The 14820-nt window shown below is 75.9% G+C and carries 10 protein-coding genes; 6 read left to right on the forward strand and 4 right to left on the reverse strand.

The window, feature by feature from the left end; all coding sequences use genetic code 11:
* Positions 1–75: 75 nt before the first annotated feature.
* On the reverse strand, positions 76–1623 hold the full coding sequence (locus ACFVUH_RS26155) for an MFS transporter (protein WP_387915629.1): 1548 nt from the start codon (positions 1621–1623) through the stop codon (positions 76–78).
* 161 nt (positions 1624–1784) lie between these two features.
* Between ACFVUH_RS26155 and ACFVUH_RS26160 the strand changes: the two genes are divergently transcribed.
* The 3 genes from ACFVUH_RS26160 (at position 1785) to ACFVUH_RS26170 (ending at position 4214) form a co-directional block, all read left to right on the forward strand.
* Complete coding sequence (locus ACFVUH_RS26160) at positions 1785–2537, forward strand: TetR/AcrR family transcriptional regulator (protein ID WP_387915631.1); 753 nt, start codon at positions 1785–1787, stop codon at positions 2535–2537.
* Between the two features lie 146 nt (positions 2538–2683).
* On the forward strand, positions 2684–3394 hold the full coding sequence (locus ACFVUH_RS26165; protein WP_387915633.1) for a ribonuclease HII: 711 nt from the start codon (positions 2684–2686) through the stop codon (positions 3392–3394).
* A gap of 100 nt (positions 3395–3494) precedes the next feature.
* Positions 3495–4214, forward strand: a complete 720-nt coding sequence (locus ACFVUH_RS26170; RefSeq protein ID WP_387915635.1) for a hypothetical protein — start codon at positions 3495–3497, stop codon at positions 4212–4214.
* A 193-nt stretch (positions 4215–4407) separates the two neighbouring features.
* Here ACFVUH_RS26170 and ACFVUH_RS26175 read toward each other — a convergent pair whose 3' ends face one another.
* On the reverse strand, positions 4408–5001 hold the full coding sequence (locus tag ACFVUH_RS26175; protein ID WP_355365091.1) for a hypothetical protein: 594 nt from the start codon (positions 4999–5001) through the stop codon (positions 4408–4410).
* Between the two features lie 508 nt (positions 5002–5509).
* Complete coding sequence (locus ACFVUH_RS26180; protein ID WP_387915637.1) at positions 5510–7708, reverse strand: RecQ family ATP-dependent DNA helicase; 2199 nt, start codon at positions 7706–7708, stop codon at positions 5510–5512.
* 231 nt (positions 7709–7939) lie between these two features.
* Here ACFVUH_RS26180 and ACFVUH_RS26185 point away from each other — a divergent pair, with 231 nt between their 5' ends.
* Entirely contained in the window at positions 7940–9610 is a 1671-nt protein-coding gene (locus ACFVUH_RS26185) for a DUF4192 domain-containing protein (RefSeq protein ID WP_387915639.1), read from the forward strand.
* Between the two features lie 133 nt (positions 9611–9743).
* On the opposite strand, the gene ACFVUH_RS26190 is transcribed toward ACFVUH_RS26185, so the two are convergent.
* On the reverse strand, positions 9744–11060 hold the full coding sequence (locus ACFVUH_RS26190; RefSeq protein ID WP_387915640.1) for an alpha/beta fold hydrolase: 1317 nt from the start codon (positions 11058–11060) through the stop codon (positions 9744–9746).
* A gap of 795 nt (positions 11061–11855) precedes the next feature.
* Between ACFVUH_RS26190 and ACFVUH_RS26195 the strand changes: the two genes are divergently transcribed.
* Together ACFVUH_RS26195 and ACFVUH_RS26200 are read left to right on the forward strand one after the other, a co-directional pair.
* The gene (locus tag ACFVUH_RS26195) at positions 11856–13805 is read left to right on the forward strand and encodes a glycogen debranching N-terminal domain-containing protein (protein WP_387915716.1); all 1950 of its coding nucleotides are present in this window, start codon (positions 11856–11858) and stop codon (positions 13803–13805) included.
* Positions 13806–13944: 139 nt separating this feature from the next.
* Positions 13945–14703, forward strand: a complete 759-nt coding sequence (locus tag ACFVUH_RS26200) for an NUDIX domain-containing protein (protein WP_355365076.1) — start codon at positions 13945–13947, stop codon at positions 14701–14703.
* The last annotated feature ends 117 nt before the right edge of the window (positions 14704–14820 follow it).

Genomic DNA, 14820 nt, shown 5'->3' on the forward strand with positions numbered 1-14820 from the left:
AGGGCGGCCGATCGGTGCGTCGTGACGTCGGTGCGCCGTGACGTCGGTGCGTCGTGAGGTCAGTTCATCGTGTGGTCAGTGCAGCGCGACGCCGGCGGTGTCCGACGGCAGGTCGGCGGCCTTGGCCTTGACGACGACGACGGCGACCACGAAGGCGAGGCCCGCCATCACGGCGCCCACGATGAAGCCGTGCGAGATGCCCTGCGCGAGCACCTCGTTGGCCGCGGCGGTGCCCTTGGGGAACTCCTGCTTCTCCATCAGCCAGGCCTTCTGCTCCGGCGTGGCGGTGGCCATGAAGCCGGGCAGCTGCGCCTTGGCCTCGCTGGTCGCGTAGTGCGCGAACACCGTGGTCAGGATCGACAGGCCGAGCGAACCGCCGATCTGCTGCATGGAGTTCAGCAGACCGGAGGCGGCACCGGTCTCCTGGCCGGAGACGCCCGCGACGGAGAGCAGCATCACCGGGACGAAGGTCAGGCCCATGCCGAAGCCGAAGACCACCGTCGGGCCGAGGATCCCGTCGACGTAGCCGCTGTCCGCGTCCATGAAGGTCAGCCAGGAGAGCCCGACGGCGACCAGCAGCGCGCCACCCGCCATGAACGGCTTCGGGCCGTACTTGACCTGCAGGCTGGAGGCGAGCTGGGCGGCCACGATGATGGACGCGCTGATCGGCATGAACGCGAAGCCGGCCTTGAGCGGGCTGTAGTCCAGCGGGCCCTGCACGAAGAGGGTGATGTAGAAGAAGATGCCGAACATGGCGGCGGCCACGCAGAGCATCATCACCAGGCCGCCGGTGCGGTTCCGGTCGGCGAACAGCCTGAGCGGGGTGATCGGCTGCGCGGTCCGGCGCTCGATGATCACGAACGCGACCAGCAGGATCACACCGGCGGCGAAGGAGCCGAGCGTCAGCCCGTCCTTCCAGCCGTCCGACGCGGCGCGGATGAAGCCGTAGACCAGGCCGACCAGGCCGAGCGTCGAGGTGAGCGCGCCGGGCAGGTCGAAGCGGCCCGGGTGGCGCTCGGACTCGGCGATGTAGCGCGGCGCGGCGAAGGCGATGAGCACCGCGATCGGCACGTTGACGAAGAAGACCCAGCGCCAGTCGAGGTACTCGGTCAGCACACCGCCGGCCAGCAGGCCGATCGCGGCGCCGGAACCGGCCACCGCCGAGAACACGCCGAAGGCCCGGTTGCGTTCGGGTCCTTCGTCGAAGTTGGTGGCGATCAGGGCGAAGGCCGTCGGTGAGCAGATCGCGCCGCCGATGCCCTGGAGCGCGCGGGCGGCCAGCAGCATGCCGCCGTCCTGCGCGAAGCCGCCGAGCAGCGAGGCCAGGCCGAACAGCAGCGTGCCGGCGATGAAGACCCGGCGCCGGCCGAGGATGTCGCCCGCGCGTCCACCGAGCAGCAGCAGGCCGCCGAAGGTCAGGGTGTAGGCGTTGATCACCCATGACAGGTTGGTGGTGGAGAAGTCCAGGGCGTCCCTGATCTGCGGCAGGGCGATGTTCACGATGGTGGCGTCGAGCACCACCATCAACTGCGAGGCCGCGATGACGGTCAGGGTGATGCCCTTGTGCGTGCTGCGGCCACCTTGCGGTGCAGAGTTCTTGCTGAGCGTGTCGGAGATAGCCAAGTTGATGCCCCCTGCTGGCTATTGCTTCGTATGCTGCGGACCTTGGGGTCCGGCGCGGCCCGTCGGCGTCCCGCGGGCTATGAAGGAACGGAATCGTTCACTAATGTGGACGATAGCGTTGGCGAGATTATGAACGCAAGCGTTCCTTAGGGTTGGTGACAATGGATCAGTTGGTGCGGCGCCAGGCGGCGGACCGCTCGGGCGGTCTCCCGGTGGCTCTTCCGGCAGGTCTCCCGGCAGCTCCTCCGGTCGGCCGGTCGGCCGGTCGGCCGGCGCAACGGGGATCCGAGGCCCCGCGGGCCGCCTGCCCCGTCCAGGTCGTCGCCGAGGCCCTGGGGCGGCCGGGTCGGCGGCGAGGGAGGGAGCTGGAGGCGGCGATCTTCGAAGCGGCGCTCGATCAGCTCACCTCCGGCGGATTCGCGCGGCTGACGATGGAGGGGGTCGCCGGTGCCGCCCGGACGGGGAAGGCCGCGCTGTACCGGCGGTGGGCGTCCAAGGTGGAACTGGTCATCGACGCCCTGGACTCCACTCTGCCACGCCCCACCGACACCCCCGCCCTCGGGTCCGCCCGAGCCGAACTGCACCACCTCGTCGAGAGTTTCGTCTCCGTCACGAGCTCCCGGGCGGGTGGCGCGGTGAGCGCGCTGATGGCCGAGCTGGACCACGACCAGGCCGAGTTGTTCAAGGACTTCATCGCCCAGCGGATGCTGGAGCCGACCAAGGCCGTGATCCTGGCCATCCTCCGCCGGGGCGCCGAGCGCGGCGACGTCCGGCCGGGCGCGGCCACCCCGCTGGTCGCCGACGTCGTTCCGGCGATGCTGCTGTACCGGATCAAGGTGTGCGGCCGCCGGACCGGCCCCGAGTTCGTCGACCAACTGGTCGACGAGGTGCTGGTCCCCTTGATCCGCCCCTGAGGCCGCTCCGGTCCCGGGGCGGGGCTGTGCCGGCCCGGGGCGGTGCCGGGCCGGGCCCCGGGGGTGCGACGGTGTGACGTCGACGCCACCCGGGCGCGCCGACGGGTGGCATAGGCTGGAGTCCGACCAGCTGAACGGACCCCATCATGCCCATCGTCCCGCCGACACACTCCGTCGAGCGCTCGCTGCGCCGCGCCGGCGCCAAGGTCGTCGTCGGCCTCGACGAGGTCGGGCGCGGCGCCTGGGCCGGGCCGGTCACCGTGGGCGCGGCCGTCACCGGCCTGCGCCGGCCCCCGGAGGGCCTGACCGACTCCAAGCTGCTCACCGAGCTCCGCCGCCGCGCGCTCGCGCCCGTGCTCGCCGACTGGGTCACCGCGTACGCGCTCGGCCACGCCTCGGCGCTGGAGTGCGACGAGCTCGGGATGACCGCCGCGCTGCGGCTGGCCGCCGTCCGCGCGCTGGAGGCGCTGCCGGTGGAGCCGGACGCGGTGATCCTCGACGGCAAGCACGACTACCTCGGCGGCCCCTGGCGGGTGCGCACGGTGATCAAGGGCGACCAGTCGTGCATCTGCGTGTCCGCCGCCTCGGTGCTCGCCAAGGTCCACCGCGACGGTCTCATGGCCGATCTCGGCGAGCAGTGCCCCGAGTACGGGTTCGCCGACAACGCCGGCTACCCGTCCCCGGTCCACCGGGCCGCGCTGGAGGAGCTCGGTCCGACCGAGCACCACCGCCTCTCCTGGTCCTATCTCGACGGGCTGCCCCGGTGGCGCCACCTGAAGCGGAGCCGGACGGTTCCCGGACCCGGCGGCGCGGGCTCCGCGGAGCCCGTCGGCGAGCAGCTCGCGCTCGGTTTCTGACGGTACGTCTGGAAACTCCCCGGGGCGCCGGTGGGGCCCGCGGTGCCCAAGGGGTGGGGCGCCCGTGCGCGCCCGACCGGCATTTGATAGATATCCGGGTATGCCTGTCTTCCCCGAGGAGCCGGAGATTAACGAGAGCCTCCCGGGCCCCGGCGTTCCCAGCCCCCGCGAGTCGGACGCACAAGCCCTCCGCGTGCCCGCCACCGGCGGCGCGACCACCGCCGTACCGTCGGCCGTCGGAGCCGTGCCGGCCCCGGCCCCGGTGCCGGGCCCCCGCCCCGCACCGCCGCGGCCGGCAGCGCCGCGTACGGCGGCCGCGCGGGCGGACCGTCCGGGGCCTTCGCCGCGCCCGAACCCGATCCCCAAGCCCACCCCTCCGCGACCCGCGCCCCGCCCGGCGTCGGTCGAGGTCCGGCACGTCCCCGCCACCGAGGCGGAGGCGCTGGACCGCGCGGACGAGACCGTCGACCAACTGCTGGACTCCGGCCGCGACCCCGGCACCGTCCTGGTGCTGACGGTCGGCGCGGCGCACCCCTGGCAGCAGCACGAGCTGACCTTCGGCGAGGAGCGCTACTGGGCGCAGCTCGCCGAGGGCGGCGACGTGTTCTATGCCGACGCCGAGCTGACCCGCCCGGCCCGCCGACCGGTCGTCGTGCTGGCCGTCAACGGCGGTCCGGCCGACCGTGCCGCGGCGGCGTACGCCAAGGCGCTGCGGCACGCGGAGGCGCTGCTGGTGGTCTGCGGCGGAGCCGCTCCGGCCACCGCCGGTGCGTCGCGCGCCGCGACCGGTGCTTCGGCCCCCCGCAGGCAGTCCGCCTGACACCGGCGGGGGGCCCGGCGGTCCTGACCGCCCGGGAGGCCCGACGACCATCCCGGCCCGGCACCCCTCGTGGTGCCGGGCCTCGGCGTTCCCGCCGCGCGCCGACGGGTGCGCGGGGCCGGGGCCCGGTCACGGGTGTCGGCGGTGGGCCGTGCCGGACCGCGGGCGGGCCGACGAACGGTCAGCGGGTGCGTCAGGCGGTGCCGGTGCGCCGGGCCGTTTCGATCGCCGCGACCCGGGCCGGCCCCCACGGGCGCTCGGACTGGCGGGACCGCGGGGAGCGCTCGCCGCGCTGCGGCAGTTCCGTCACGGTGTGGACCGGCCCCTCCGCCCACGAACCCGCGTGCGGATTGCGTCCGCTCCGTCCGTCGCCGAGGATCTGCCAGCCGGCCGGGGTCAGCGCGACATACGCTCCGCAGCGCAGCCCGTGCAGGCCGGCCGCGTCCCGCAGCGCCCACATCCAGGCGCCGTCCTGCTCCGTCCAGCCGGCCGAGCCCTCGCGGCAGCTCAGCAGGACGGCCGTCCGCTTCGGGGCGGGCAGTCGCAGATCGTGCGGGGTGACCTGGCGCAGGTGGGTGAGGATCGCGTTGCGGTGCAGCCAGCCGTCCGTGTCGTGCGGCCAGGGCGCGAACGAGGCCGAGGCGGTCACCCGGTGCAGCGCGTCCAGGACGGCGACCACCACCGTGCCGGGCTGCGGCAGATGGCGCCGGTGCAGTTCCAGGACGAATTCGCGGGGATCGCGGAGCAGCGGGATCCCCGAGGCCGTCCAGGTCTCCAGATCGAGCACCCGTCTGAGGGCCGAACTCCGGACGAGGGGATACTGACCTCGGTCGGTTCCGCTGATCACGGCCCTCCTTCCCGACCCGCGGGTGCGCGGGTGCCTGCGTACGCCAGAGGCATGGTCCAAAGGACCAGGCTCCGGGTACGGTCCAATTCTCAGGGCAGATGGGGTTGAGCGGCAATGATGAAATGATGAACGCCGCCCGAAAGCCAACGTTCTGCCGGATATATTCCACGGCCGCCCGGAACCGGCCCGGCCGTCGCCGGACCGTGCTCCGGCCGGACCACGGGGCGCTGCGAAGCCTTCCGGACAACTCCGCCCCTCCTTTTCCGCGACGATCTCCCGGTGGTCTCCACGCCGCCCGGTCGACGGTTCCGGCCGGGTACGGAGAGATGGACGAGAACCTGTGATTACTCCGATCGGGTGCGGCGGTCCTGCGAGGTGGTGCTGCGACGCGGCCTGGTGATGCGGTCCCGCTCCGGCCGGTGCCGCGTCCGGTCGTGCGGGGAGGCGGTCAGCCCTGGACGCCCAGCACCAGCGGCAGCACCGCGCCCGCCCCGGCGCGGCGCAGCAGCCGGGCGGCCACGGTGACCGTCCACCCGGAGTCCACCAGGTCGTCCACCAGCAGCACCGGCCCGCCCGCGGCCGCCACCGCCGACGCCGTCTCCGGCGGGAGGGTCAGCGCGCCCGCCACCGAGTTCAGCCGCTGGGCGCTGTTGCTGCGCGAGCCGTGCGGCGGCTGCCCGGTCGCGTACTCGATCCGCCCGAGCAGCGGCAGCCGCCCGATCTCGGCGATCCTGGCCCCGAGGCTGCCGACCAGCTGCGGCCTGGTCGAGGAGGCCATCGTCACCACGCCGACCGGCCGCTCCAGCCGGGCACCGTCGGTGGCCGCCGGGCCGGCCCAGCCACCCGGCCCGCGCGCCCAGTCGGCCAGCACGGTGACCAGGGCGTCCACCACCTCGCCGGGGACGGGCCCGTCCGGGGCCTGGTCGGCGAGCAGCGAACGCAGCCGGGTGCCCCAGCCGATGTCCGAGAGGCGGCCGAGCGCCCGGCCCGTCTCGGCCTGCTCGCCCGCCGGGATGCGGCCCTTGAGCGGGACGCCGAGCGCGTCCATGCCGGTGGGCCAGAGCCGGCGCGGCTCGAAGCCGACGCCCGGCCGGCCGAGGGCGGCGCGGGCGGCCTCCAGGGCCTGCGTCGAGACCTCCGGTCCGTGCAGCGGCCCGGCGCAGTTGTCGCACCGACCGCAGGGCGCCGCCTGCTCGTCGTCCAGCTGGCGGCGCAGGAACTCCATCCGGCAGTCGCCGGACGCCGCGTACTCGCGCATCGCCCGCTGCTCGGCCTCCCGGGAGGCGGCCACCTTGGCGTAGCGGGCGGTGTCGTACTCCCAGCTCCGGCCGGTGGCCGTCCAGCCGCCCTTGACCCGCCGGACGGCGCCGTCCACGTCGAGGACCTTGAGCATGGTCTCCAGCCGGGTGCGGCGCAGGTCCACCCGGGGCTCCAGCGCGGCGGTGGACAGCGGCCGGCCGGCCTCGGCCAGCGCGTCGATCGTCCGGCGGACCTGCTCCTCGGGCGGGAAGGCCAGCGAGGCGAAGTAGCGCCAGATCGCCTCGTCCTCGCGGCCGGGCAGCAGCAGCACCTCGGCCCGGTCGACCCCGCGCCCGGCCCGGCCGACCTGCTGGTAGTAGGCGATCGGGGAGCTGGGGGAGCCGAGGTGGACGACGAAGCCGAGGTCCGGCTTGTCGAAGCCCATGCCGAGGGCGGAGGTGGCGACCAGCGCCTTGACCCGGTTGGCGAGCAGGTCGGCCTCGGCGGTGCGGCGCTCGGCGTCCTCGGTGCGGCCGGAGTAGGAGGCCACCGGGAAGCCGCGCTCGCGCAGGAAGGCGGTGACCTCGTCGGTGGCGGCGACCGTGAGGGTGTAGATGATGCCGGAGCCGGGCAGCCGCTCGAGGTGGTCGGCGAGCCAGGCCAGCCGGTGCGCGGGGTCGGGCAGGGTCAGCACGCCGAGGGTGAGGCTCTCGCGGTCGAGCGGGCCGCGCAGCACGAGCGCGTGCTCGTCGCCCGTGCCAGTGCCGAGCTGCTCGGCGACGTCGGCGGTGACCCGGGAGTTCGCCGTGGCGGTGGTGGCCAGCACCGGGACGCCCGGCTGGAGCTCGGCGAGCATGGTGCGCAGCCGGCGGTAGTCGGGGCGGAAGTCGTGGCCCCAGTCGGAGATGCAGTGGGCCTCGTCGACCACCAGCAGGCCGGTGGAGGCGGCGAGCTTGGGGAGCACCTGGTCGCGGAAGTCCGGGTTGTTCAGCCGCTCGGGGCTGACCAGCAGGACGTCCACCTCCCCGGCGGCGACCTCGGCCTGCACGGCGTCCCACTCGTCGGTGTTGGCGGAGTTGATGGTGCGGGCGTGGATGCCGGCCCGGGCCGCCGAGTCCACCTGGTTGCGCATCAGGGCGAGCAGCGGCGAGACGATCACCGTCGGACCCGCGCCGCGGGCCCGCAGCAGGGCGGTGGCGATGAAGTAGACGGCGGACTTGCCCCAGCCGGTGCGCTGCACCACCAGGGCCCGGCGGTGGTCGACGACCAGGGCCTCGATGGCCGTCCACTGGTCCTCGCGGAGGGTGGCGCCGGGGCCGGCCAGCTCGCGCAGGACGGCCTCGGCCCGCGTCCGGACCTCGGCGCGGTCGGCGGCGGTGGCGGTGGTGTGGGTCTTCGGCTGCTGCATGGCCCCCATGTAACCCCGAGGAACCGACAAGGGGCGAACGGCGGCGGGTGCGGAGCGGGCGAAGCCGGGAGGTGTTTCATCCGTTCTTCTGCTGAACGGCAGCCGATTTTCCCCCGGAAGAGTGGCTCGACGATAGGCCGATCGAGGGAGGAGATATTCACAGGCCGGGTTTATCCACAGATCCGGAAGAATTTTCCAGGAGCTCCGGGGAATTGCGGCAGCCTTCCGCCCATGACCGACGAACCCATCGCGCTCCCCTTCGGCGACGGCCCCGGTGGCCGTCCGATCACCATGCGGGGCCCGGCCGACATGGCCGAGGCGCTGCCCTACCTGCTCGGCTTCTTCCCCGACGACAGCATTGTCGCGGTCGGCCTCCAGCCGCCCGGCCTGCACCAGGGCGGGGTGATCCGGCTGGACATCCCCGAGTCGGCCGAGGAGTGGCCGGCCGCCGCCGAGGAGACGGCCGCCCTCCTCGTCCGGCTCTCCGAGCGGCAGGACCGACGGCCGGTCCAGGTCCTCCTGTACCTCTGCCAGGATCCCGCCGGGCCGCAGCCCGGCGGGGAGTACGGCCCGCCGGTCGCCGAACGGCTGCGACCGCTCGCGGAGCGGTTGCAGCAGGCCTTCGAGAGCCGCGGTGTGCGGGTCAAGGAGTCGTTGTGCGTCTCGGCGGACCGCTGGTGGTCCTTCCTCTGCACGCGGGAGGGCTGCTGCGATCCGGCGGGGCACCCGATCCACCGCACGCCCGGCCCCGGCCCGGTCGCGGTGGCGGCGACCGTCGCCGGCCTGGCGCCGCGCGGCAGCCGCAAGGAGATCCTGGCCGCCCTGGCCCCGCTCGGGCCGCCCGGTGCGGACGCCGTGCGCGGCGCCCTCGCCCGGGCCGGGGCCGGGCCGTCGCCCGGGCGGCGGCTGTCGCTCGACCGGCGGGAGCACGCCGCGCTGCTCGACGCGGCCGTGGCCGAGTTCATGGCCGGAGCCACCGAACTCGACGAGGAGCGGACGGCGCGGCTGCTGCTGGCGCTCCAGGACCGGATCGTCCGGGACCGCGCGGCCGAGTACGCCAGACCGGACGAGCTCGCGTCCGCCCAACGGCTCTGGCGCTTCCTGGCCACCCGCTGCGTGGCGCCCTACGAGAGCTGTGCCGCGCCGCCGCTCACCCTGCTGGCCTGGACCTCCTGGGTCGCGGGGGACACCGCCACCGCGCGCGTGGTGCTCGGCCACACGCTCCGCCGCCACCCTTCCTACCTGCTCGCGCAGCTGCTGTACGAGTCGCTGAACAGCGGCTTCTCGCCGGACACGCTGTTGACGAGCGTGGAGACGGAGCGCCGTCGCCGCACCGAGCGGGAGGCACGGGAGGAGCAGCAGCGGGCGGTCGAGCAGGCGGCCGGGGACCGGGCGCCGGAAGCCGATCCGGACCCCGAGGGCGATCCGGAACGGGAGTCCGGGCCCTCGTCGGGTCCCTCCCCGGCGCCGGCGCCCGCCGCGGAGGGGCCCGCGCCCGGGAAGGTGCGTCGCCGTGGCCGTCGACGGCGCGGCCGTCCGGCGGTGGCGGGTACCGAGGGTGCGGCGGGCACCGCGGAGGCGGCCTCCGACGGGCCCGCGGGCCCCGGCCGCCCGGCCGGGGTGCCGCCCGGGCGGGAGGGCACGGGCGGTGACCCCTCGGGTGGCCGAGGCACCGGGACGGCCACCGCGCGGGCGCGGTGCGCGGCGGTCGGTGTCCGCCCGGGCGCCGCTCCGGCGCCGGGCTGCCGGGCCCAGGACCGCCGGAGTGCCCTCCGCACGGCACGGTTCGCCCGCCCGATCCCCCGGCCGGTGCCCTGCCCGTCGTCCGCGGCGGTGGGCGGCTGCCGGCGGGGCTGCTTCCGGGGCGTGTGCGGAGAGGGGGCGGAGCGTCGTGGCCGCTGACGTCCTGGCGATCGCGGCGGGTGGGCCGGGCCCGTCCGGCCGCCACCGGAGCGGCTTCCCCGACCGTCCCGCCGGGCGGCCGGGGAAGCCCCGGCCGGGCCCGTTCCGCCCGGTGGCCGGTGCTGGTGACGCGCTACGCCTCGCCGCGCGCCATCGCGATCAGGCGGTCGAGCACCTTGCCCCCGCTGACCCGCAGGCCGTCGTGCTCCCACTCGTTGGTGATCCAGGTCCGCAGCCCCCGCACGGCCCGCGCGGTCTGCAGCGAGTCGGCGGTGTCGACGTACATGTCGTCGTGGTACACGGCCGCCACCACCGGCACGTCGTTGGCGGCCAGCCGCTCGGGGTCGTAGAGGTCGGGCCAGTCGGTGCGGGCGGCCAGCAGCTCCGCGGTCTCCTTCAGCAGGCGCAGCGCCGGGTCGGTGTCGAACATCCAGGGGTAGATCATCTCCCCGGTGAACAGCACCGGCGCGCCGGACTCCAGCGCGGCCCGGGCGTCGAACTCCGGGAACTCCGCGCGAACGCGTGCGGCGGACCAGCCGGTGCCGGCCGGGTCCACCGAGCGCTGGCCGTAGATCGACTCGTGCAGGACGGCGTAGAGCGGGCCCTGCGCGAAGGAGAGCTGCGCCTGGGTGCCGGCGAGGAAGGTGTCGGAGAGCTCGGGGCCGGCCGGGCCCTCCACCCAGGCCTCCTCCAACAGGTAGTGGAGGGTCCCGGAGCCGCTGCCGCCGCCGAGCAGCAGCCCGAGCGCCTGGAACGCCTCGACGGTGAGCCGGCCGCCGTCGGGCAGGTCGGCGGGGGCGTCGGCGAGGTGCGCGGCGATCCGCCGCACCGCCTCGACGTCCTGCGGGAAGCGCGCGTAGTGGCCCTCGTTCTTGCGGACGACGCGCGGGTAGGCGGCCCGGTAGACGTCGTCGGCGGAGCTGCGCAGGCCGGCCAGGCCACCGGTGATGAAGGCCTGGTCCAGTCCCTCGGGAGCGATGGAGAGGTAGGTGAGGGTGCAGAAGCCGCCGAAGCTCTGACCGAGCACGCTCCACCGGCGGTCGTCGCCGAGCAGCCGACGGCGGATCAGCTCGGCGTCCCGCACGATCGAGTCGGCCCGGAAGTGCGCCAGGTAGTCCGCCTGCTCCTCGGCGCCGCCCCGCCGGGCCAGCGTCTGCCGGGTCGCGGGGGTGGACCGCCCGGTGCCGCGCTGGTCGAGCAGCAGCACCCGGTGGTCGTCGAGCGCGCGATCCAGCCAGCCGTCCCGGCCGAGCGGGCGGCCGGCCTTGCCGCCCGGGCCGCCCTGGAGGAACAGCAGCCACGGCAGACCGGTGTCCCCGGTGCGGTCCGCGGCGACCACCTCACGGGCGTACACCTCGATCTGCTCGCCCTGCGGGGCGGCGTGGTCGAGCGGCACCCGGAAGACGTGGTCGGTGAAGGCAATCCCGGGCAGCCGGCTGGCGGTGGACATACAACTCCTCGGTCTCTGCTGGTCACAGCGGTCGCGCCGGCCCCGGCCGGGGTTGCCGGTGACGGGGCCGCGACCACCGCACCGTATCCTGACCGCGGCCCGGGGCCGCCCCGGCGGCCACCGCCCGCGACCGCCCACCCGGCGGCCCGTGCGGCCGGGCGCGACGGACCGGCAGCGGCAGCGGTCCGGCCGGCGGCCACGCCGCTCGGGCCGGCACCGGTGCCCGGTCGACCCGGCGGGCGTGACCTGCCGCCGGTCTCCGGCGTTCACTCCGGGGGCCTTGTGCCGGCGCGCCGACAGCCCCGCGGGGAACGGGCGCCGGTGCCGGACCAGGGTCCGGCGTCGTCACCGGCGCGGGCGGGCCGAGGGGTCCGGCGGTGTGCCGGGCGGTACGGCGGCGGCCGGGTGCGACGACGCCCGGCGGCGAACGACGCGGGGCCGGTACCGATTCGGTACCGGGCGCCGCTTGGCACGGCCCGGCACCGGGTACGGCCAGACACGGCACAGCGGCCGGCGGGGTGTCCGCCGACCCGACACCAGCACGCACGCGATCGAACATGCTCGCGGCCCACCGGCCCTGACCGGCCACCGGACCGCCGAGGGGAGGAGAGTCCGGTGACCGCGATCAGGCCACCACAGGCCACGCCGGCCGAGAGTGTGGTCGGCGCGCCGAGACCGGTCGGCCGGCCGGAGCAGGCCCAGCCGGCCGGCCCCGGCGTCCCGGCCCGGCCCGCGCCGCCGCGCCCGCAGCCGGCCGCCACCCACCACGCGGTGCTCTGCGTGAACGCGCCCGCGATGGCGGCCTCGGGTCCCGACGGCCAGCTGCGCGGACACGGCCTGCACGGCTTCTACCGCTCCGGGGTCCGGGTGGTCGCCCGGATGGAGCTTCGCCTCGGCGGGGTCGAGCCGCTTCCGCTCCAGGGCACCCTGACCTCGGCGGCCCAGGCCCGCTTCCTGGGCGCCGTCCGCCTCCCCGGCGACCTCGACCCGGACCCGGCGCTCACCGTCGAGCGGGTGCGCCACGCCGACGGCGTGGAGACCGTCACGGTGCGCAACGCCGGCAGCCGTCCGGCCCGGCTGCCGCTGGAGATCGCCCTCGCCACCGACCTCGGCCCGGTCGGCGAGATCGCCGCCGGCCACCGCCCCCCGGACCTGCCCGGCCAGGTGCAGTCCGCGGGGCTGCGCTGGGCGGGGCACACCCACAGCGCCACGGTCAGCGCCCAGCCCTCGCCGCACGCCGTGCTGGCCGGGGCCGGCGTGCTGCGCTGGGACCTGGAGGTCCAGCCGGGCGCGCGCTGGTCGGTCGAGCTGCGGGCCGTGCTGGAGGCCACGGCGCCCGCCCCGCGCCCGCCGGGAGGCCGCGGCGCCGGGGTCCCGCTGCCGTGGGCCGAGCCCGAGGTGCGCTGCGACGACCCTCGCGCGGGGCTGGTGGTGTCGCGTTCCCTGGACGCCCTCGGCGGGCTGCTCTTCGCCGACCCCGACCGCCCCACCGACCTCTACCTGGCCTCCGGCGCGCCCTGGCGGTTCGGCCTGGCCCCGGCCGACGCGCTGTGGGCGGCCCGGCTGACCCTGCCGCTCGGCACCCGGCTCGCCGCCGGCACCCTGCGGGCCCTGGCCCGCCGTCAGCAGCCCGCCGGCGCACCCGGCCAGGGCCCCCGCCGCCCCGACGGGCTGCTCCCCGGCGCGCTGCGGCACGGCGGCCCCGAGCTGCCGCCGACCTGCACCGCCACCGAGGCGACCCTGCTGTTCGTCACCGTGCTGGCCGAGGCCTGGCGCTGGGGCCTGTCCCGGGCCGAGGTGGCCGAACTCCTCCCGGCCGCCGAGCGCGCGCTCGGCGCGCTGCGCGAAGGCCTGGTGGACGGCTTCGTCACTGACCTGAGCCGCCCCGTCGAGGAGCGGTCGGCCCACCCGGTGCCGGCCCGGGCCGAGGTGCAGGCCCAGGCGCACCGGGCCGCGCTGCACGGCGCCGAACTGCTGGAGGCCTTCGGACGGCCCGGTGCCGAGGAGTGGCGCGGCTGGGCGACCGCCCTGCGCGGCCGGTTCCGCGACCGGTTCTGGGTGGACGACCTCTCCGGCGGCCGCCCCGCCGCCGGGCTCGCCCCGGGAGGCCAGCCGCTGCCCGCCGTCGCCGCCTCCCTGGTCCACCTCCTCGACCCGGGCCTGGCCGCCGACGGGGGCCGGCACGAGAGCCTGCTGGACCGCGAGCAGACCAGGCTGCTCGCCCAGCGGTTGGCCGCGCCCGAGCTCGACAGCGGCTGGGGGCTGCGCACGCTCAGCGCCAAGTCGCCCCGGTTCAACCCGCTGGGCCACCGCAGCGGGGCGGTGCGCGTCCACGAGACCGCCCTCGCCGTCGCCGGGCTCGCGGAGGCCGGTCACGAGAACGAGGCCGGGGCCTTGCTGGAGGGCCTGCTCGCCGCCGCCGCCCACTTCGAGGGCCGGCTGCCCGAGATGTACGCGGGGGAGCAGTGGACGCCCGGCAGCCCGCCGGTGCCGCACCCCGGGGCCTGCCGGCCGGCGGCGGTCTCGGCTGCCGGGGCCGCGCACGCGGTGTTCGCGCTCGCCGGCGTCCGGCCGGACGTCCCCGGCGGGCGGGTGCTGGTCCGCCCGGCCAGCACGGCGCCGCTCGGGGAACTGGAACTGACGGGGCTGCGGGTGGCCGGCGAGCCGTTCTCGGTGAGGGTCAGCCGGATCGGCGTGGCGATGGTCGAGGAGGCCTCCGCCGAGCTCCAACTGGTGGCCCGCTGACGCTGTCCCCGCCCCCACCGCCCGGGCGCGGGCCGGACTCCACCGGCCCGCGCGGGGCGGACGGCGTGAACGGACCGCCGCAGTACGGCCCGTCCGCGGGCCTGTGCTTATCGTCAGAGAGACGACTATGATCGTCGCCATGTCGCGTTATGACCCGTCGGCCTTCCCGCCCTTCGCTGTCACGGTCGACCTGGTCGTGCTGACGGTGCGCGAGCACGCGCTCTGCGCCCTGCTGGTCCGTCGGGGCGAGCCGCCCTACCAGGGCTACTGGGCGCTCCCCGGGGGATTCGTGCGCCCCGACGAGGGACTGGCCGAGGCCGCTTCGCGGGAGCTGGCCGAGGAGACCGGTCTGCGCGCCTACTCCGCCCCCGGCCACGACGCGGCCGGGCCCGGCACCGCCGGCGCCCACCTGGAACAGCTCGCCACCTACGGCCACCCGCAGCGCGACCCCCGGATGCGGGTGGTCAGCGTGGCCTACCTGGTGCTCGCGCCCGACCTGCCGACCCCGCGCGCCGGCGGCGACGCCAGCGGCGCCCGCTGGGCCCCGGTCACCGAACTCCTCGGCCCGAACCAGGTCGACGGCGTCCCGCTCGCCTTCGACCACGGGCTGATCCTGGCGGACGGGGTGGAGCGGGCCCGCTCCAAGATCGAGTACTCCTCGCTCGCGACGGCCTTCTGCTCGGCCGAGTTCACCGTCGGCGAGCTGCGCCGGGTCTACGAGGCGGTCTGGGGCGTGGTCCTCGACCCGCGGAACTTCCACCGCAAGGTGACCGGCACCCCCGGCTTCCTGCTGCCCTCCGGCGGGACGACGACCCGTCAGGGCGGACGCCCGGCCCAGCTGTTCACCTCCGGCGGGGCCAATGTGCTCAACCCGCCGATGCTGCGCCCGGAGTCCTGAGCCGCCGCGCCGGGAGCCCTGAGCCCCTCGCGGCCGGTGGTCCGAACGTCCAGGTCGCAGGATCGGATTGTCCCCTGATCGGGTGAGGTGTGCGGGCGGTGGGCCCGTGCCGCTCCC

It is taken from the genome of Kitasatospora sp. NPDC058032 (genome assembly GCF_042885845.1).
Classification (GTDB): Bacteria; Actinomycetota; Actinomycetes; order Streptomycetales; family Streptomycetaceae; genus Kitasatospora.

Bases quoted from the DNA above. Each gene is read 5' to 3' on its own strand.
- ACFVUH_RS26160 (WP_387915631.1), top strand. From the start codon at position 1,785: ATGGATCAGTTGGTGCGGCGCCAGGCGGCGGACCGCTCGGGCGGTCTC.
- ACFVUH_RS26165 (WP_387915633.1), top strand. From the start codon at position 2,684: ATGCCCATCGTCCCGCCGACACACTCCGTCGAGCGCTCGCTGCGCCGC.
- ACFVUH_RS26170 (WP_387915635.1), top strand. From the start codon at position 3,495: ATGCCTGTCTTCCCCGAGGAGCCGGAGATTAACGAGAGCCTCCCGGGC.
- ACFVUH_RS26180 (WP_387915637.1), bottom strand. From the start codon at position 7,708: ATGCAGCAGCCGAAGACCCACACCACCGCCACCGCCGCCGACCGCGCC.
- ACFVUH_RS26185 (WP_387915639.1), top strand. From the start codon at position 7,940: ATGACCGACGAACCCATCGCGCTCCCCTTCGGCGACGGCCCCGGTGGC.
- ACFVUH_RS26190 (WP_387915640.1), bottom strand. From the start codon at position 11,060: ATGTCCACCGCCAGCCGGCTGCCCGGGATTGCCTTCACCGACCACGTC.
- ACFVUH_RS26195 (WP_387915716.1), top strand. From the start codon at position 11,856: ATGGCGGCCTCGGGTCCCGACGGCCAGCTGCGCGGACACGGCCTGCAC.
- ACFVUH_RS26200 (WP_355365076.1), top strand. From the start codon at position 13,945: ATGTCGCGTTATGACCCGTCGGCCTTCCCGCCCTTCGCTGTCACGGTC.